Origin of the sequence: Bradyrhizobium sp. 147, assembly GCF_023073935.1 — a bacterium.
Taxonomy (GTDB): Bacteria; Pseudomonadota; Alphaproteobacteria; order Rhizobiales; family Xanthobacteraceae; genus Bradyrhizobium.
Genome location: NZ_JADPKL010000024.1, coordinates 52,175 through 71,244, shown reverse-complemented (window position 1 = coordinate 71,244; position 19,070 = coordinate 52,175). Strand labels below are relative to the sequence as shown.

General features: G+C 65.1%; 16 protein-coding genes. 11 read left to right on the top strand and 5 right to left on the bottom strand.

Translation table 11 applies throughout. The features are described 5' to 3' along the window. The first annotated feature begins 47 nt into the window (after positions 1 to 47). From smc to IVA87_RS05850, 6 genes are all read left to right on the top strand, one after another. Positions 48 to 3,512: a chromosome segregation protein SMC gene (smc, locus tag IVA87_RS05875; protein WP_247300894.1), complete on the top strand. Its 3,465-nt coding sequence runs from the start codon at positions 48 to 50 to the stop codon at positions 3,510 to 3,512. Between the two features lie 130 nt (positions 3,513 to 3,642). Continuing rightward, positions 3,643 to 4,623 (top strand): small ribosomal subunit Rsm22 family protein, encoded by a 981-nt coding sequence (locus IVA87_RS05870; RefSeq protein ID WP_247333002.1) that lies wholly within the window; start codon positions 3,643 to 3,645, stop codon positions 4,621 to 4,623. 136 nt (positions 4,624 to 4,759) lie between these two features. Next, positions 4,760 to 5,320 carry a LemA family protein gene (locus IVA87_RS05865; RefSeq protein ID WP_247300896.1) on the top strand — a complete coding sequence of 187 codons (561 nt, stop codon included), beginning with the start codon at positions 4,760 to 4,762 and terminating at the stop codon, positions 5,318 to 5,320. A 31-nt stretch (positions 5,321 to 5,351) separates the two neighbouring features. Further along, on the top strand, positions 5,352 to 6,587 hold the full coding sequence (locus IVA87_RS05860) for a M48 family metallopeptidase (protein WP_247333000.1): 1,236 nt from the start codon (positions 5,352 to 5,354) through the stop codon (positions 6,585 to 6,587). Between the two features lie 193 nt (positions 6,588 to 6,780). Further along, a complete protein-coding gene (locus IVA87_RS05855; protein ID WP_247279628.1) occupies positions 6,781 to 7,533 on the top strand; it encodes a hypothetical protein in 753 nt (250 codons plus the stop codon). Positions 7,534 to 7,595: 62 nt separating this feature from the next. Next, positions 7,596 to 8,264 carry a hypothetical protein gene (locus IVA87_RS05850; protein WP_247300898.1) on the top strand — a complete coding sequence of 223 codons (669 nt, stop codon included), beginning with the start codon at positions 7,596 to 7,598 and terminating at the stop codon, positions 8,262 to 8,264. Positions 8,265 to 8,285: 21 nt separating this feature from the next. Here IVA87_RS05850 and IVA87_RS05845 read toward each other — a convergent pair whose 3' ends face one another. The 5 genes from IVA87_RS05845 to petA form a co-directional block, all read right to left on the bottom strand. Further along, on the bottom strand, positions 8,286 to 8,825 hold the full coding sequence (locus IVA87_RS05845; protein WP_011085277.1) for an adenine phosphoribosyltransferase: 540 nt from the start codon (positions 8,823 to 8,825) through the stop codon (positions 8,286 to 8,288). 116 nt (positions 8,826 to 8,941) lie between these two features. After that, complete coding sequence (locus IVA87_RS05840; RefSeq protein WP_247300899.1) at positions 8,942 to 11,107, bottom strand: anthranilate synthase component I; 2,166 nt, start codon at positions 11,105 to 11,107, stop codon at positions 8,942 to 8,944. A 422-nt stretch (positions 11,108 to 11,529) separates the two neighbouring features. Continuing rightward, positions 11,530 to 12,204: a dienelactone hydrolase family protein gene (locus IVA87_RS05835; protein WP_247300900.1), complete on the bottom strand. Its 675-nt coding sequence runs from the start codon at positions 12,202 to 12,204 to the stop codon at positions 11,530 to 11,532. Positions 12,205 to 12,380: 176 nt separating this feature from the next. Beyond that, entirely contained in the window at positions 12,381 to 14,453 is a 2,073-nt protein-coding gene (gene fbcH / locus IVA87_RS05830; RefSeq protein WP_247300901.1) for a cytochrome b/c1, read from the bottom strand. A gap of 62 nt (positions 14,454 to 14,515) precedes the next feature. Then, complete coding sequence (gene petA / locus IVA87_RS05825; protein ID WP_011085272.1) at positions 14,516 to 15,046, bottom strand: ubiquinol-cytochrome c reductase iron-sulfur subunit; 531 nt, start codon at positions 15,044 to 15,046, stop codon at positions 14,516 to 14,518. Between the two features lie 277 nt (positions 15,047 to 15,323). On the opposite strand from petA, the gene IVA87_RS05820 reads away from it, so the two are divergent. The 5 genes from IVA87_RS05820 (at position 15,324) to IVA87_RS05800 (ending at position 18,692) form a co-directional block, all read left to right on the top strand. Beyond that, positions 15,324 to 15,791 (top strand): tRNA (cytidine(34)-2'-O)-methyltransferase, encoded by a 468-nt coding sequence (locus tag IVA87_RS05820; RefSeq protein ID WP_247300977.1) that lies wholly within the window; start codon positions 15,324 to 15,326, stop codon positions 15,789 to 15,791. Between the two features lie 10 nt (positions 15,792 to 15,801). Next, complete coding sequence (queE, locus tag IVA87_RS05815) at positions 15,802 to 16,434, top strand: 7-carboxy-7-deazaguanine synthase (protein WP_247332998.1); 633 nt, start codon at positions 15,802 to 15,804, stop codon at positions 16,432 to 16,434. A 112-nt stretch (positions 16,435 to 16,546) separates the two neighbouring features. After that, entirely contained in the window at positions 16,547 to 17,434 is an 888-nt protein-coding gene (hemF, locus tag IVA87_RS05810; RefSeq protein WP_247300978.1) for an oxygen-dependent coproporphyrinogen oxidase, read from the top strand. After that, a complete protein-coding gene (locus IVA87_RS05805) occupies positions 17,431 to 18,168 on the top strand; it encodes an HAD family hydrolase (protein WP_247332995.1) in 738 nt (245 codons plus the stop codon). Before hemF ends, IVA87_RS05805 begins: the two co-directional genes overlap by 4 nt. Positions 18,169 to 18,467: 299 nt before the next feature. Next, on the top strand, positions 18,468 to 18,692 hold the full coding sequence (locus tag IVA87_RS05800) for a DUF2158 domain-containing protein (protein WP_247300904.1): 225 nt from the start codon (positions 18,468 to 18,470) through the stop codon (positions 18,690 to 18,692). The last annotated feature ends 378 nt before the right edge of the window (positions 18,693 to 19,070 follow it).

Sequence of the window (19,070 nt, the reverse complement as noted above, 5' to 3'; positions counted from 1 at the left end):
TATTGTCCGGGCAGGGGATTCGCGCCTGCCAACAGAGATGCGTGTTTATGAAAATCACCCGCCTGCGCCTTCACGGCTTCAAGTCCTTCGTTGAGCCCACGGACTTCGTTATCGAGCCCGGCCTGACCGGCGTGGTCGGCCCCAATGGCTGCGGCAAGTCGAATCTGGTCGAGGCGCTGCGCTGGGCGATGGGTGAGACATCATACAAGTCGCTGCGCGCCGCCGATATGGACGCGGTGATCTTCGCCGGCTCCGGCAACCGCCCGGCGCGCAACCACGCCGAAGTGACGATGACGATCGACAATGCCGATCGCACCGCGCCGGCGGCGATGAACGACAGTCAGATCCTCGAAATCTCCCGCCGCATCGAGCGCGAGGCCGGCTCGGTCTATCGCATCAACGGCCGCGATGTGCGCGCCCGCGACGTGCAGATCCTGTTCGCCGACGCCGCCACCGGCGCGCGCTCGCCGGCGCTCGTCCACCAGGGCAAGATCGGCGAAATCATCCAGGCCAAGCCCGAGCAGCGCCGCCGCGTGCTGGAAGATGCCGCCGGCGTCGCCGGCCTGCACGCGCGCCGTCACGAGGCCGAACTGCGGCTGAAGGCGGCCGAAACCAACCTCACCCGCGTCGAGGACGTGATCGGGCAGCTCTCCGGCCAGATGGAAGGCCTGAAGAAGCAGGCCCGCCAGGCGGTGCGCTACCGCGAGGTCGCGGCCAAGGTGCGCAAGGCCGAGGCCACGCTGTATCACCTGCGCTGGCTCGGCGCCCATGCCGACGTCAACGAGTCCGGGCAGACGCACGATCTCGCGGTCCGCGAGATGGCCGAGCGCACCCAGCACCAGGCCGAAGCCGCCCGCATCCAGGCCATCCGCGCCGCCGAGATGCCGGCGCTGCGCGATGCCGAAGCGCGCGCCGCGGCCGGGCTCCAGCGCCTCACCAATGCCCGCGAGCAGCTCGACCGTGAGGAAGAGCGCGCCAAGGAGCGCGTCGCCGAGCTCGAACGCCGTCTCGCCCAGTTCGAGGGCGACATCTCGCGCGCCCAGCAGCAGACCATGGACGCCGACGTGGCGCTGCAGCGACTCGACGCCGAAGACGCCGAGCTGAAGGAAGAGATCAAGTCGCGGGTCGAGAAGCGCTCCGGTGTCGATGAGCGCGTCGCGGAAGCCGAGGCGGTGCTGACCGAAACGGAGCAGCGCTTCGCCGAGCTCACCACCGCGCTCGCCGACCTCACCGCCAAGCGCAACCAGTTAGAGGCCAACGTCCGCACCCATCGCGACAAGCTCGCCCGGCTCGACCAGGAGATCGCGAATGTCGCGGCGGAAGAGCAGAAGCTTGCGCAGGAGACCGGCGGCTTCGGCGATCTCGATGAGCTGACCGCTCTGGTCGAGATCGCAGAGCAGACGCTGGCGGCTTCCGAAGCCGCAGCGCAGGCAAGCGAAGCCGCGCATGTCGCCGCGCGCCAGACGCTGGAATCCTCGCGCTCGCCGCTGGTCGAAGCCGACAAGCGCGTGCAGCGGCTCGAGACCGAGGCGCGCACGATCTCCAAGATCGTCAACGGCGAGACCAAGAACCTGTGGCCGCCGATCATCGACGGCATCACCGTCGACAAGGGATTTGAAAAGGCGATCGGCGCCGCGCTCGGCGACGATCTCGACGCGCCGGTCGATCCCTCGGCGCCGATGCGCTGGACCAATGCCGGCGTCACCGACGGCGATCCGGAGCTGCCCGAAGGCGTCGTTCCGCTTGCCAACCACGTGCAGGCGCCGGCTGAGCTGGCCCGCCGCCTGGCGCAGATCGGCGTCGTGCCGCGCGAGCGCGGCGCCGAGCTGGTCTCGCAGCTCAAGACCGGCCAGCGGTTGGTTTCGCCCGAGGGCGATGTCTGGCGCTGGGACGGCTTTGTCGCCGCAGCTCATGCCCCGACGGGTGCCGCGCGGCGCCTCGCGGAGCGCGCCCGCCTCGTCGACATCGAGAACGAGCTGGAGCAGGCCCGCATCGACGCGCAGATCAAGCGCCAGGCGCTCGAGAATGCCGAGTCCGAGTTGCAGATGGCGGCCAGCACCGAAGGCGCCAGCCGCGAAGCCTGGCGTGCCGCGCAGCGCGAGCTCAACGTCGCGCGCGAGCGCCATGCCACCGCCGAGCGCGAGATCAGCCGCCATGCCGCGCGCAAGGCGACGCTGTCGGAAGCGCACAGCCGCCTCGCCGCCGACCGCGCCGAGGCCGAGGCCGCCTACGAATACGCCGAAGCCGGCATTGGCGAGCTGCCGTCGAGCGAGGACACCGAGACCCGTCTCGCCGCCGTCCGCAGCGACATTGAGGGCCATCGCCGCATGGCCGCCCAGGTCCGCGCCGAGGCGCAGGCACTGGCGCGCGAAGCCGAGCTCGCCGACCGCCGCGTGCAGGCGATCCTCGCCGAACGCACCGAGTGGCAGAACCGCAAGGAGAGCGCGGCCTCCCACATCGACACCATCCAGGCCCGCATCGCCGAACTGACGATCGAGCGCGGCGAGCTCGAAAACGCACCGGCATTGTTCGCCGAGAAGCGCAGCGCGCTGATCACCGAGATCGAATACGCCGAGAACGAGCGCCGCATGGCCGCCGACGCGCTCGCCGCCGCCGAAACCGCGATGGCGGAGACCGACCGCGTCGCGAAGCTGACGTTAGAGGCGCTCTCCAGCGCGCGCGAGGCCACCGCGCGCGCCGAGGAACGCATGGAAGGCGCGCGGCGCCGGCTCGAGGACATCGAGCGCGAGATCCGCGACATGCTCGAAGTCGAGCCGCAGGCCGTCGCCGGCCTCGCCGAGATCGAGCCCGGTGCCGAGCTGCCGCCGCTGCACGACATCGAGGAAGAGCTCGAAAAGATGCGCCGCGACCGCGAGCGCCTCGGCGCAGTCAACCTGCGCGCCGAGGAAGAGCTGCGCGAGGTCGAGACCCAGCACACCGGCCTCGTCACCGAGCGTGACGACCTGGTTGAGGCCATCAAGCGGCTGCGCCAAGGCATCCAGAGCCTCAACAAGGAGGCGCGCGAGCGGCTCCTGACCTCGTTCGAGGTCGTCAACAGCCACTTCAAGCGCCTGTTCGTCGAACTGTTCGGCGGCGGCGAGGCCGCACTGCATCTGATCGAGAGCGACGACCCGCTCGAAGCCGGTCTCGAAATCATCGCCAAGCCGCCGGGCAAGAAGCCGCAGACGCTGTCGCTGCTCTCGGGCGGTGAGCAGGCGCTGACCGCGATGGCGCTGATCTTCGCGGTGTTCCTCACCAATCCCTCGCCGATCTGCGTGCTGGACGAAGTCGACGCGCCGCTCGACGACCACAATGTCGAGCGCTACTGCAACCTGTTGCACGAGATGACCGGCTCGACCGACACCCGCTTCATCATCATCACACACAACCCGATCACGATGGCGCGCATGAACCGGCTGTTCGGCGTCACCATGGCCGAGCGCGGCGTCTCGCAGCTGGTGTCGGTGAGCCTGCAAGAGGCGGTGGATATTCTCGACCAGAACGTGGCGTGACGCGCGATCCCTCCATACCCATTGACGTCATCATCCGCGCAGGCGGATGATCCAGTACGCCGCGGCTTCTCGGCTTGACGGCACCGTCTCGGAGTACTGGATGCCCCGCCTACGCGGGGCATGACCGCGGATGATAATCTCACCCACCCTCCCCGCTGAACTCAAGGCGGCCCTCGATGCGAGGCTGCAGGGCTTTTCGCGCACCGAGGCAGCACAGCGCTCGCAAAAGATATCCAAAACCTATCGCTCAGGTGGCGGCTCGAGCGCGATCAAGTCGGAAGCCGATGCGCTTGCCTACGCGCTGGCGCGCATGCCGGCGACGTATGCGGCGGTGGCCGCAAGCCTGAATGCGCTGACCGCGATCGCACCGGACCTCGCTCCGGAAAGCCTGCTCGACATCGGCGCAGGTCCAGGCACCGCGAGCTGGGCCGCCGCAGAGGCGTTTGCCTCGCTTCAGGATTTTACCCTGCTCGACGCCAACGCCACTCTCAGCCGGCTCGCGCTCGAACTCGCACACGACAGTACCCGCCTCGCGGACTGCCGCTATCTGCCGGGCGACGCCGGCGCGAACCTCGCCGAGGTCTCGCAAGCCGATCTCGTCGTTGCGAGCTACGTCATCGGCGAGCTCAACGAAGGCGACCAGCGCAAGCTCGCGGCGGCCATGTGGACCAAAGCGCGGCACGCGCTGGTGGTGATCGAGCCCGGCACGCCCGCCGGCTACACGCGCATTCTCGCGCTGCGCCAGCAACTGATCGCGGCAGGCGCCTACGTCGCCGCACCCTGTCCGCACGACAAGCCGTGCCCGCTCATCGCGCCCGACTGGTGCCATTTCAGCCAGCGCCTGCCGCGCTCGCAGGCGCACCGCCAGATCAAGGGCGCCGAGGTGCCGTTCGAAGACGAGCGCTTCATCTACGTCGCCCTGACCCGCACGCCGCCTGCGCCGCGCGCCTCGCGCGTGCTGGCGCCACCGGACCTCGGCAAGGCGGAGATCACGGCAAAGCTCTGCACCGAGACTGGGGTCGCGCTGACGAAAGTCCCACGACGCGACAAGCCCGCCTATGCGCAGGCCCGGCGCTGGCGCTGGGGCGATGCGATCATGTCCGAAAGTTAACCTCGATCGCCCCTCTGGCCTTGAACTCAGATGGTTCCTCGTCCGACCAAGCCTTACCTCCCCGCGCCGGGGCTCTCGCCCTGCGCCAATTTGGTCTAGGCTGCGCCCGCCTTCTTCCCCTCTCCAGGAGTTCTCCATGTCGATCGGCTGGATCGTTCTCGGCGTCATCGTCGTCCTCGTGCTGCTCGCCTTCAGCGCCTACAACCGCCTGGTGGCGCTGAGCCAGCGCGTCGGCCAGGCCTTTGCCGACATCGACGTGCAGCTCAAGCAACGGCACGACCTGATCCCGAACCTGGTCGAGACCGTGAAGGGCTACGCCTCGCACGAGCGCGGCACGCTCGACGACGTCATCAAGGCGCGCAATTCGGCGATGTCGGCGCAGGGACCGGCGCAGGTATCCGCGGCCGAGAACCAGCTCTCCGGCGCACTCGGCCGGCTGATCGCGCTGTCGGAGGCCTATCCCGACCTCAAGGCCAACGCCAATTTCCAGCAACTCGCCAGCGAGCTCTCCGACCTCGAGAACAAGATCGCGGCGAGCCGACGCTTCTTCAACAACGCGGTCCAGGAATACAACACCGGCATCCAGCAGATGCCTGCCGCTTTGTTCGCCGGCATGTTCGGCTTCACCCGGAAGGAGTTCTTCGATCTCGGCGCCAGCCGCACCGAAGTCGAAATCGCGCCGCAGGTGAAGTTCTGAGTTGAGCCGATAGACCGGCAGGGCACGCGTCATGGCCGCGTATGGTCTCTACACGCACATCGCCTCGAACAAGTTTCGTTCGATGCTGCTGCTCGCCGGCCTGTTCATGCTGGTCTACGTGCTGGTCTATGCGGGCGCGCTGATTGCCGAGGTCGTCATCAACGGCAATGGCACGGTGGCCTACTATCTGAGCCGCGCCTTCGCCGACCTGCTCAAAGCCGCACCTTTCGCGACCGTCGCGGCGATCGCCTGGATCACGATCGCCTATTTCTTCCACCAGTCGATGATCGACGCCGTCACCGGCGGTCACGACGTCGCCCGGCAGGAGCAGCCGCGGCTCTACAACCTGCTCGAAAACCTCTGCATCTCGCGCGGCATCACCATGCCGAAGCTGAAGATCATGGAGAGCCCGGCGCTGAACGCGTTCGCGGCCGGCCTCAATCCGCGGCAATATTCGATCACCGTCACCACCGGTCTCCTCGATGCGCTGAACGACAAGGAGATCGAGGCAGTGCTGGGCCACGAGCTGACCCACATCAAGAACGGCGACGTGCAGCTCATGGTCGTCGCCGTCATCATCGCCGGCGTGGTCGGCTTCTTCGGCGAATTGTTCTTCCGCCTGTTCACGAATCTCAACTGGAGCTCCGGCTCGGGTGGCTCGTGGTCCTCGGGCTCCTCCTCGTCGTCGCGATCGTCCTCGTCGTCGAGCGACAGCAAGAGCTCCGGCGGTGGCGCAATCATCGTCATCATCATTGCGATCGTGCTGCTCGTGGTGGCCTGGCTGCTGTCGCAGGTGGTCAAGCTGGCGCTGTCGCGGTCACGCGAATATCTCGCCGACGCCGGCTCGGTCGAGCTGACGAAAAACCCCGACTCGATGATCTCGGCGCTGCGCAAGATCGAGAATCGCGGCGAATTGCCCGGCGCGACCTCGGCCGTGATGGAGCTCTGCGTCGACAATCCGCGCGAGGGCTTTGCCGATCTGTTTGCAACCCACCCTTCGGTGCAGTCGCGGGTCGACGCGCTGATCAAGTTTGCCGGGGGCCGCGACCCCGGTCCAATGCCGACTCTTACTGACCAGACGAAAGAGCCGGGGGCGCAAGCCGGCCGGCAGGATGCCCCGCCGCCGCTGCGCCATGGCCCATGGGATGATGCCGACGGATCGGGGAGCCCGCCGCCCGTGCCCGCAGCCAGTCCCTCCGGAACCGCAGGCAGCAACCCGGAGGGCAATCCCATGGGTAATTCTGTGGGTCCTTGGGGCCGTCATTGAGCACCTGATTCCCGCCATGCGCGGCGAGTTTCTCCGCGATTGGGAAAAACCTCGGGATTTGCCGTAACTGGGACCTCCGGAATTGAATTCTCCCTTGTTTCTGCCATGTTCGCGCCCAACAGCAGACTCGGGACATCGATTTGGGGCCCGGCCGATTGCGACCTCGCGATCGGGGGCGCGTTAGGGGACAGCAATGGCAAAGCCGGCAGTGGTTGTGGTGGGCGCAGACAAGGGCGGGGTCGGCAAGACCACGGTGTCGCGTACCTTGCTCGATTATTTTTCCGCCAACAACGTGCCGACGCGGGCGTTCGACACGGAGTCGCCGCGCGGAACCCTGAAGCGCTTCCACCCCGACATCACCGAGATCGTCGACATGACGACGACGTCGGATCAGATGAAGATTTTCGATACCCTCAACGCGGTGAGCCCGTCGGTGACCGTGATCGACGTCCGCGCCGGCCTGCTCTCGCCAGCGCTGGCTTCGCTCCGCGACATCGGCTTCCTCGACGCAGCCAAGGCCGGCCAGATTACCTTTGCCGTGTTCCACATCCTCGGGCCCTCGATCGCCTCGCTGGAGGAGATCGCGGAGACCGCCGGCTTCATGGGCGGCGCGAAATATTTCCTGGTGAAGAACTTCATCAACGACACCCAGTTCTTCCAGTGGGACCAGGCGACCTACAATTCCTATTTCCACCGCATCAAGGACGCGACCGAGCTGACCATCCCCAAGCTCAACGAAATGGCCTATGAGCAGGTCGAGGTCTCCTCCGTTCCGTTCCTGAAGTTCGTCGCCAACAAGGGCCTCAACGACGACGCCGCGAACTACTCGTTCGTGCTGCGCGGCTATGTCCGGCACTGGCTGGCCAATGTCTGGAGCGAGTTCGACCGGATCCGGCTGACCGACATCGTCGGTTCGAAATCCGCCACCCGCAACAGCGAAAAATAGTTGCGCAAGCGAGGCTGATACGGCTGGATTGGGCGGCGAGTTCGCTCAGATAATAGTTCGTGATGCCCGCGACACCCGTCTACATCATATGCTCGCCCCGCCCGCAGGTCGGCAAGACCCTGCTGGCGCGGCTGCTCACCGAATTCCTGCTGCTCAAGAACGGTAACGTCGCGGCCTTTGACGTCAACCTGAAGGAGCCGTCGCTGCTCGATTACTTGCCTGCTGTCACCGAGACCGCGGACGTGATCGACACCTACGGCAAGATGCAGCTGATGGACCGCGTCATCATCGATGACGGCCTTGCCAAGGTGATCGACCTCGGCTTCCACGCCTTCGACGAGTTCTTCAAGATGACCGAGGAGATCGGCCTGCTCAAGGAGGCGGCCCGCCGCCACGTCGCGCCTCAGATCCTGTTCGTCGCCGATACCGACCGCACCTCGGCGCGGGGCCATGAGATGCTGCGCGGGCAAATCCCGCGCGTGAACCTGATCACGGTGGACAACGAATATATCGTGCGCGGCGAGCTGCCGCCCGCGATGGCCGGCGGCCGCCTGTTCCGCCTGCCGGCCCTGCCGGGCTTCCTCAAGACCTATATCGACCGGCTGAACTTCTCCTTCACCGGCTATTTGCGCCAGGAAAAGGACGCCTCGACCGAGCTGCACCAGTGGACCCGGCGGAACTACATTGCGTTCCGCGAACTCGAACTCAGCTTGATCCTGCAGCGGTCGTAGCCTGGAATTACCAGGGCTTGCTCAATGCCCCTCGAACGTCATCAGCGTGCGCACCGGCACGTCCATGGCGCGCAGCTTGGCAGCGCCGCCGAGCTCGGGCAGGTCGATGATGAAGCAGGCCGCGACGACATTGGCGCCGATCTGGCGCAACAGCTTCACCGCGCCTTCCGCGGTGCCGCCGGTGGCAATGAGGTCGTCGACCAGGATCACGCGCTCGCCGGGCTGGATGGCGTCGACATGCATTTCCATCTCGTCGATGCCATATTCGAGGGAGTAAGCGATGCGCACGGTGGTGTGCGGCAGCTTGCCCTTTTTCCGGATCGGCACAAATCCCGCCGAGAGCTGATGCGCCACCGCGCCGCCGATGATGAAGCCGCGCGCCTCCATGCCGGCAACCTTGTCGATCTTGTTGCCGGCCCAGGGATTAACTAGCTCATCGACCGCGCGGCGGAACGCGCGCGCGTCCGCGAGCAGCGTGGTGATGTCGCGGAACATGATCCCTGGCTTCGGATAGTCCGGGATGGTGCGAACGCTCGCCTTCAGATCGTGGTCAAAGGTCATCGATGTCTCATCTCAGTTGTCATCCGGGGCGCGCAAAGCGCGAACCCGGAATCTCGAGATTCCGGGTTCGGCTCTTCGAGCCGCCCCGGAATGACGAAATATGAAATATCCTGCGCTCAATTTGCTCCCGCATCCAGCCGGAACGCATTCTCGACAATTCGCAAACCCACCTCGCCACCGAGCGACATCAGCGATTCCGGGTGGAATTGCACGCCGGCGACCGGCAGGGTCTTATGCTCGAGCGCCATGGCGACGCCGTCCTCGGTGCTGGCGGTCACGCTCAGAACTTCGGGCATGCTGTCGCGCTCGACAAATAACGAATGATACCGGCCAATGACGATCTCGTTCGGCAGATTGCGCATCAGTCGCCCGCCGCGCACCTGCACCCGCGAGGGCCGGCCGTGGGCGGGATGGGTGAGCTGCCCGAGCTCGCCGCCAAAATATTCGCCGATCGCCTGCACGCCGAGGCAGACGCCGAACACCGGCAGCTTCTTCTCCAGCGCCGCATCGATGGTTTTCTTGATTGCGAAATCCTCCGGCCTGCCGGGGCCCGGCGACAGCACCAGCAAGTCCCACCTCTTCTGCTTGAGCATGTCGAGCGCATGCACATAGCGGACCACGGTGACGCTGGCGCCGACCTGGCGAAAATAGTCGGCGAGCATGTGCACGAAGCTGTCGTCGTGATCGATCAACAGCACCTGCTTGCCCGAGCCGGTCGCATCGGGCGCGAAGGTCGAGAGCGGTTTTGGCGGATCGCCGCGCAGCGCCTGGAACAGCGCGGCGGCCTTGACCTGGCACTCGCGGTCTTCGGCGGCGGGATCGGAATCGAACAGGCAGGTCGCGCCGACGCGCACCTCGGCGAGGCCATCCTTCATGCGGATGGTGCGGATGGTGAGGCCGGTGTTGATGCTGCCGTCGAAATTCACCGCGCCGATCGCGCCGGCGTACCAGCGCCGAGGCGAGCGTTCGTGATCTTCTACGAACTGCATCGCCCAGAGCTTTGGGGCGCCGGTCACGGTCACTGCCCAGGCGTGGGTGAGAAAGGCATCGAGAGCGTCGAAGCCGGGACGCAGCATGCCCTCCACGTGGTCGACGGTGTGGAACAGCTTTGAGTAGGTCTCGATCTGCCGCCGCGCCAGCACCTTGATCGTGCCGGGCACGCAGACGCGCGCCTTGTCGTTGCGGTCGACGTCGGTGCACATGTTGAGCTCGAACTCGTCCTTCTCCGAGTTCAGGAGCTGGCGGATCTGCTCGGCGTCGCCGATCGCATCGAGGCCGCGCGCGATCGTGCCTGATATCGGGCAGGTCTCGACGCGGCGTCCGTCCGAGCGCACGAACATCTCCGGCGAGGCCGATACCAGGAATTCGCCCTCGCCGAGATTCATCAGCGCGCCGTAAGGCGACGGGTTGATGACGCAGAGGCGCTGGAACACTTCGGCCGGCGAGCGGTCGCAGGGCTCGGCGAAGAGCTGCCCCGGCACCGCCTCGAACAGATCGCCACGGGCGAAGGCTGCGCGCGCCGTCTCGACCGTGGCCTGATATTCGCCGGGGGCGTGATCGGCAAATCCTTGCCGCGGCGTCTTCAGATACGGGCTGTCGGCGGTCTCGCGCGGCAGGCCTTCGGTGGACTTGCCGTTCCAGGCGAAATCGTAAGTGAGCACCACGCCTCGGCCGGTGGCGCGGTCATAGGCCAGCAGGCGATCGGGCACGTAGAGCACGATGTCGCGCTGGTCGCTTTCGCGCGGCCGCTTCTGCACGAGGTCCTCGATCTGGAACACGAGGTCGTAGGCGAAGGCGCCGAACAGGCCGAGCAGGCCGTCGTCATTGGCGGAGAACGCGGCGACGAGATCGCGCACCAGCGACATCACGCTGGCGCGCCGGGTGCGTTGGTCCTCCTCGACCGGGGCGTCGCCACGGATGATGTGGCCGGCAAGGCGCGTCGCCGTCTTCTCCGAGATCACCACGCAGGGCTCGCGCAGGACCTCAGTGAGGAAAGCGATCAGCACCTGCCCGCGCACGTTCAGCGCTTCCAGCTTGAAATTGACGCCTGTGGTCTCGAGCTTGAGCGGCGGGTCGGAGAAGCCGAGATCGAAGCTCTCGTAGCGGCCGGGCACGGTCGTGCCCGAGGACAGCACCACGCCGCGACGGCGGTCGAGCAGGTTGATGAGATCATCGAGCCGGTTGGCTCCGCCGGTAAATTGCTCCGCCACGCGCGTGATCGCAAGACCTGCACGGGTCACGTAGTCACTTCTGGCCGGGAGGGCAAAGACTGTCCTGTTCATGTGGTCCTCTTACGAAACTTGCCGAGGGAACGCCACACAGGACAAACGATCAGGCCGCCGCACTGCGTGGGCGACCTCAGACGATTTGGGAAAGGAAAATCGCACCGGCCACCTCGTTAGGAGGTGCGCCACCAGAGACGGGCTGCGCGGACGGCGATGCTCATGGGCGGATACTCACCATGGCGCGGGGGCGGCGTCAAGGGCGGTCACGTGGTGGCCGCCTGATGGTCAGCGCTGTGGGATACGGGGCGCTCCGACTTCGACCTCCGCCGTCATCCTGCCGAAGGGCCGGGATCGATAGCCACATGAATTGGTTTGACGAAGACTAGTGGTTACAAGCTCGCGCCATAACTCCTCCTGGGGTTATGCGTCCCGGCCTTCGCCGCGACATCGAAAATGTGGCGCGACTGATGGCGCTCCACCTATCCCAGATGCTTTCGGAAAAACTCCGTCGCCCTGCCCCAGGCGAGCTCGGCGGCTTCGCGGTCGTGCACGGCCTGGCGCTGCTCGTTGACGAAGGCGTGCTCGGCGTCATAGCGGAACAGCTCCAGCGACTTGCCGGCGGCCTTCATGGCCTTCTCGAATCCATTGACCAGCTCCGGCGTGCACCAATCGTCCTTCTTGGCGAAGTGGGCCTGGAGCGGGATCTTGACATCGGCGGGCTTGGCCGCCTGCTCCGGCGGGATGCCGTAGAACACGACGCCGGCCGCGAGCTCCGGGATCTTGGTCGCGCCGATGATGGTGACGGCGCCGCCGAGGCAGAAGCCTGTTAGCCCGACCTTGGCGCCGTTGCGCGACAGATATTGCGCGGCGCCGCGCACCGTCTGCGTGGTGGCATCCATGAAGTCGAGCGAGTTCATCTCGTTGTTGGCGCTCTCGGTGTCGTGATAGGGCACCACCTTGCCCTTGTAGAGATCAGGTGCCAGCGCATCGAAGCCGGCGAGCGCGAAGCGGTCGCACAGGCCCTTGATCTGGTCCGACAGGCCCCACCATTCCTGGATCACGACCACGCCCGGCGCGTTGCCGCGCGCGGCATTGGCGAGATAGCCCGAGGCGTCCTTGCCGTCCGGGCGCTTGAAGGTGATGGTGGTTCCCATGGTGTCCTCCGACGCGTTTTCTGAGGGAGCAATTGGCGGTATTTTGGCTGCTGAGAGCGCGCGGCGCAATCCACACTCACGTCATTCCGGGGCGCGCGTAGCGCGAGCCCTTGACCATCCAAAAAAAGCCCCCTCGCGGGGGGCTTCTTCACTCGTCTCGTCTCGTCTCGCGCCGCTCAGTGCGAGTCGGCCCAGACCTTCTTCTTGGTGAAGTACATCAGGATCGCGAAGATGATCAGGAACACGAACACCTGGAAACCGAGGCGCTTGCGCGCTTCCATGTGCGGCTCGGCGGTCCACATCAGGAACGTGGTGACGTCCTTGGCATATTGCGCGACCGTGGTCGGCGAGCCGTCATCAAAGGTCACCTGGCCGTCGCTGAGCGGCTTCGGCATCTTGATGGCGTGGCCCGGGAAGTACTTGTTGTAGTACGAGCCCTCCGGGATGGTGACGCCCTCGGGGGCCTTGTCCTCGAAGCCCTGGAGCACGGCCGCGACGTAGTCCGGACCCTGCTCCTGGTACTGGGTGAAGAAGTCGACGATGAACCAGGGGAAGCCGCGCTTGTAAGAACGCGCCTTGGTGATCAGGGACAGGTCCGGGGGCGCCGCACCGCCATTCGCGGCACGCGCCGCCTGCTCGTTCGGGAATGGCGAGGGGAAATAGTCCGCCGGCCGGCCCGCACGCTCGAACATGTCACCAGCATCGTTCGGGCCGTCCTTGACCTTGTACTCGGAGGCAAACGCCGAGGCCTGCGCCACCGAATAGCCGGGCCCGCCGGGCTCGGCGAGGTTGCGGAAGGCGACGTAGGACAGGCCGTGGCAGCTGGCGCAGACCTCCTTATAGACCTTCAGGCCGCGCTGGAGCGCGCCGCGGTCAAACTTACCGAAGGGGCCCGAGAACGACCATTTGATTGACGGCGGCTGGTCGCCACCCTCGGACGCCTTCGCGCTGTCGATCGAGCCCGCGAACAATGAACCGGCGAGCGCCAGCATTATCGCGGTCGACACCATCGGGGTCGACCTGCTCCCGGTTTTGGCCAACACCGCATCCGAGATCGAATTCGGTACCGGTCGCGGCTTTTCGATGCGCGCGAGCAGCGGCAGCACGATCAGGAAGTAGGCGAAGTAGCAGACCGTCAGGACCCGGCCGGCAACGACGTAAATGCCCTCCGGCGGCTGCGCGCCGAGATAGCCGAGCAGGATACAGACCGCGACGAAGATCCAGAAGAACTGCTTGGCCAGCGGACGGTACTTCGATGACTTCGTCCTGGCGCTATCGAGCCAGGGCAGGAAGCACAGGATGATGATCGCCCCGAACATCGCGATGACCCCCGCGAGCTTGTTCGGTATCGAGCGCAGGATCGCGTAGAACGGCAGGTAATACCATTCCGGCACGATGTGCGGCGGCGTCACGCCCGGGTTCGCCGGGATGTAGTTGTCGGCGTCGCCGAGATAGTTCGGCATGTAGAAGATGAACCAGGCGTAGAGCAGCATGAAGCAGGTGACGCCGAACATGTCCTTGATGGTCGCGTGCGGCGTGAACGGCACCGTGTCCTTTTCCGTCTTCGGCTCGACGCCGTCGGGGTTGTTCTGTCCGGCGACGTGCAGCGCCCAGACGTGGAGCACGACGACGCCCGCGATCAGGAACGGCAGCAGATAGTGCAGCGAGAAGAAGCGGTTCAGCGTCGGGTTGCCGACCGAATAGCCGCCCCATAACAGCGTCACGATGCTCTCGCCGACATAGGGAATGGCGGAGAACAGATTGGTAATGACGGTGGCGCCCCAGAAGCTCATCTGGCCCCAAGGCAGCACGTAGCCCATGAAGCCCGTGGCCATCATCAGCAGGTAGATGATGACGCCGAGGATCCACAGCACCTCGCGCGGCTCCTTGTACGACCCGTAGTAAAGGCCGCGGAACATGTGGACGTAGACGGCGACAAAGAACATCGAGGCGCCGACCGCGTGCATGTTGCGCAACAGCCAGCCGTAATTGACGTCACGGACGATCAGCTCGACCGACTTGAAGGCGAGATCGGCATGCGGCGTGTAGTGCATCGCCAGGATCACACCGGTGAGGATTTGCATCCCCAGCATGAAGGAGAGGATGGCGCCGAAGGTCCACCAATAGTTCAGGTTGCGCGGGGTGGGATAGGCGACGAAGGAGGAATGGATGAGACCAAAGATCGGCAGACGCCGCTCGATCCATTGCAGGGCCGGATTGCTCGGCTGGTAGTCGGATGGTCCGCTCATGATGCGATCCTGAGGAAATAGTACGACGAGACGGCACGAAGCTTCGGACGTCGGTCCGAGGCTCAGCCGATCTGGATTTTGGTGTCGGAAACGAACTGGTACGGCGGCACCGGCAGGTTCGCGGGCGCGGGCCCCTGGCGGATGCGGCCGGACGAATCGTACTGCGACCCATGGCAGGGGCAGAAGAAGCCGTCGTAGTTGCCTTCATGAGCGATCGGGATACAGCCGAGATGGGTGCAGATGCCGATAACGACCAGCCACTGCTCATGGCCGGACTTAACCCGGGCCTCGTCGCTCTGCGGATCGGGCAGGCTCGCCACGTTGACGGCGCGCGCTTCGTCGATCTGCTTTTTGGTACGGTGGCTGATGTAGATCGGTTTGCCGCGCCAGAACACCTTGATGTCCTGGCCTTCGGCGATCGGGCTGAGATCGACCTCGATCGGCGCACCGGCGGCGATGGTCGAGGCATCCGGATTCATTTGCGAGATGAAGGGCCAGAGCGCGGCCGCGCCCCCTACTGCTGCGGCGGCCCCCGTTGCAACGAATAAGAAATCACGGCGTGTCGGATGGTCCGCCGAAGACGCTGTCGTCACGATTCCAACCCTTTCTTCTTATGCGGCCGGTCGAACCGCTCCGGGGGGCGCCCATGAGGTCCCCGGAAAGGCTGCCGGCGCCCGCGGCCCCCCGCGGCGGCAGAACTTTGCGTGCTCGCACCTAAACAGGTGAAACAGCAGTCCAGAATCGTTCTATTGGCACCCTTGCCGGGCGAGCGCAAGCCCGCTATCGGCGCGGGAGCGTGCAATGCACGAATTCCCGGGCGAGCGATGTTTTATTGAGACATTTCCGGCCGCAACCAGCCCCGCACAGCCCATGCAGATAGCTCTTTTCCAGCCCGACATTCCCCAGAACACCGGCACGATCCTCAGGCTCTGCGCCTGTCTGGACGTGGCCGCCCATATCATCGAGCCGGCTGGGTTCCCCGTTTCGGATCGCACGTTCCGCCGGGCGGGAATGGACTACCTCGACCATGTCAGGATCGTCAGGCACGATTCCTGGGCGAGGTTCGAGGAATGGCGGGCGGCACAAGGCTGCCGCCTGCTGCTGTTCACCACCAAAGGTGCCACCGACTACCGCGATTTTCGTTACCAGACGTCGGACATCCTGCTATTCGGGCGCGAGAGCGCCGGCGTCACCGACGCGGTGCTCGAGGCCGCGGATGCGCGGCTGGTGATTCCGATCAAGGCCGGCCTGCGGTCGCTCAATGTGGCCATGAGTGCGGCGATGGCCGCCGGCGAGGCGCTGCGCCAGCTCCGGACCCCTGAAGGCCGAAACGATTGAGGAGAGAGACTTGAATTACGCGGTCAAGGAAATCTTCCTGACCCTGCAAGGCGAAGGCGCCCATGCCGGGCGCGCCTCCGTGTTCTGCCGCTTTGCCGGCTGCAACCTCTGGAGCGGCCGCGAGGCGGACCGCAACGACGCGACCTGCAAATTTTGCGACACGGATTTCGTCGGCACCGACGGCACGCTCGGCGGCCGCTATGGCTCGGCCGCGGAACTCGCCGACACCATCGCCGCGCAATGGATCGCATCGGCCGACAACCGCTACGTGGTGCTGACCGGCGGCGAGCCGCTGCTCCAGGTGGATGCCGCGCTGGTCGACGCGCTGCACGCCCGCGGCTTCGAGATCGGCGTCGAGACCAACGGCACGATTGCAGCCCCCGAGGGGCTCGACTGGATCTGCGTCAGCCCCAAGGGCGGCAGCGAGCTCGTTTTGCGGCGCGGTCATGAGCTGAAGCTGGTCTATCCGCAGGTGCTCGCCCCGCCCGAGACCTTCGAGGGCCTCGCCTTCGAGCGCTTCTCGCTCCAGCCGATGGACGGACCCGAGGTCGCCGAGAACACCGCGCGCGCGATCGACTATTGCCTGCGCCATCCGCAATGGCGGCTCAGCGTGCAGACGCATAAGTCGCTCGGCATCAGATAGGTTTGGTAGACGGACAGATGCAAAGCTCACCCGCGTCAGCGACCACCGCGACAATTGCAACGAGAGCTGCAGCTGTTGGGGTCCGAAAAGGGCTGACGAAATGACCGCGATAATGGATCTGGCCCTGATCGAAGACCGCAAGGCCCGCGCTCGCGCCTGGTTCGAAGCCTTGCGCGACGACATCTGCGCGAAGTTCGAACAGCTGGAAGACGAGGTCCCGCCAAGCCTCTATCCCGGCGAAGCCGGCCGCTTCAAGCGCACCCCCTGGCAGCGCACCGATCATTCCGGCGCGGCCGGAGGTGGCGGCGTGATGTCGATGATGCATGGCCGTCTGTTCGAGAAGGTCGGCGTGCATTGCTCGACGGTGCATGGCGAATTCGCCCCTGAATTTCGTGCTCAAATTCCCGGCGCCGCGGAGGATCCAAAATTCTGGGCCTCCGGCATCTCGCTGATCGCGCATCTGCGCAATCCGCACGTGCCCGCCGTGCACATGAACACGCGCTTCGTCGTCACCACCAAAGCCTGGTTTGGCGGCGGTGCGGATCTGACGCCGGTGCTGGAGCGCCGGCGCACGCAGGACGATGCCGACAGCATCGCCTTTCACGCCGCGATGAGACAGGCCTGCAACCAGCACAGCAGCGTCGCCGATTACGACAAGTACAAGAAGTGGTGCGACGAATATTTCTACCTGCCCCACCGGAAGGAGGCTCGCGGCATCGGCGGCATCTTCTACGACTGGCACGACAGCGGCGACTGGGACGCCGACCTCGCCTTCACCCAGGAAGTCGGCCGCGCCTTCCTGAAGATATATCCCGAACTGATCCGGCGCAATTTCGCGACAGCCTGGACCGCTGCGGATCGCGAGGAGCAATTGATCCGGCGCGGTCGCTATGTCGAGTTCAACCTGCTCTACGACCGCGGCACCATTTTCGGGCTCAAGACCGGCGGCAACGTGGATTCGATCCTGTCGTCGCTGCCGCCGGAAGTGAAGTGGCCATGAACCTTGCAATGCCGCCGCTCCCTCGCGCCATGCTGATCGACATGGACGACACCATCCTGTCGGCCTATGGCCGGCCTGAGATCGCCTGGAATACGATCACGGCCGAGTTCGCCGAAGAACTCGCGCCGCTGCCGCCGCCGCTGGTGGCGACCGCGGTGCTGGCGTTCGCGCGAAACTTCTGGGCCAACGCGGAAGCCGCATGGCGGCTGAAGCTTGCCGAGGCCCGCCACCTCACTGTCAAGGGCGGCTTTGCCGCGCTCGCGGCCGCCGGCCATCGCGCCCTGCCCGACGACCTCGCCATTCGCCTCGCCGACCGTTTCACCGCCTATCGCGAGGAGGAGATGTTCGTCTTTCCCGGTGCGCATGAGGCGATCGACCGGTTGAAGGCGCTCGGCATCAAGCTCGCGCTGGTGACCAACGGCGCTGCCGACACCCAGCGCGCAAAGGTCGAGCGCTTCGAACTCGCGCACCGCTTCCACCACATCCAGATCGAGGGCGAGCACGGCTTCGGCAAGCCCGAGGAGCGCGCCTATCTGCATGCGATGGAGGCGCTCGGCGTCACCGCAAAGGACACCTGGATGATCGGCGACAATCTGGAATGGGAAGTCGTGACGCCGCAGCGCCTCGGCATCTATTCGATCTGGATCGACGTGCATGGCGACGGCCTGCCCGAAGGCTCGATCGTCAAGCCCGACCGCATCATCCGTTCGCTGACCGAGCTCCTGCCGGAGTAAACCAAAGGCGGCGAAAACAAAAATATCGAAAAACAACCCCATGCACAGTAGAGCGCTGCTGCGAATTCAAGGACTTACGGCAAACGCAAATTCTGTTTTCGATTTTTACGAAATCGCGTTGACGCGCCGGGCAAAACAGGGGCATGATGGCATCGTCGCGGTCTTTGCGATGAAAGGCCCCCTTGCCAGCGCCCCCGGCTGTCCCTGCACGGGCACGCGCGGTCTCATCCGCCGTTTTCCGGATGTCATGACAAATTGCTAGCCTCGCGTCCGGGTCGATAAACTCGAAAGGACAATCCATGGAATTGAAAGCCGGCGATGTCGTGATGCTGAAATCCGGCGGCCAGCCACTAACGGTTGCGGAGGTGAAGGAGAACGACGTGCTCTGCCTCTGGATGGGCATGGAAGGCGATCTGTTCCGCGAGACGCTGCCGCTGGCCACGCTCGTGCAGGTGGAAGAGGAAGAGAACGACGAAGACGACGAGGATGAAGACGAGGATGAAGACGAGGACGACGAGGAATAAGCACACCGAAGAGCGCACGCTGGTCAGATGCGAGTGCTTGCGCGTGCTCGATGTTTAGATTTTCTATCGCTCGACCCATCGAAAGTCGGCGACGCCGAGTCTCACCTTAGGAAATCCATTGAAGTGGCGCGTGGTCAAAGCGCCAAATCCTTGGAGTTGCGCGCCGCCACAAGCCTTGCAGAACTCTGGCGGAGGCAAGGAAGGATTGATGAGGCGCGCACGCTGCTAGAACCGATCTGCGATTGGTTTGACGAAGGAACCGACACGGCCGACCTCAAGCGTGCGCGCGATTGTCGGTGTGCACTGCATTGATCCCACAGCTCGCAGCGCGTTGCCTTGGTCGAGTGCATCGGCTCTATGCTCGCCGGATCGCGATTG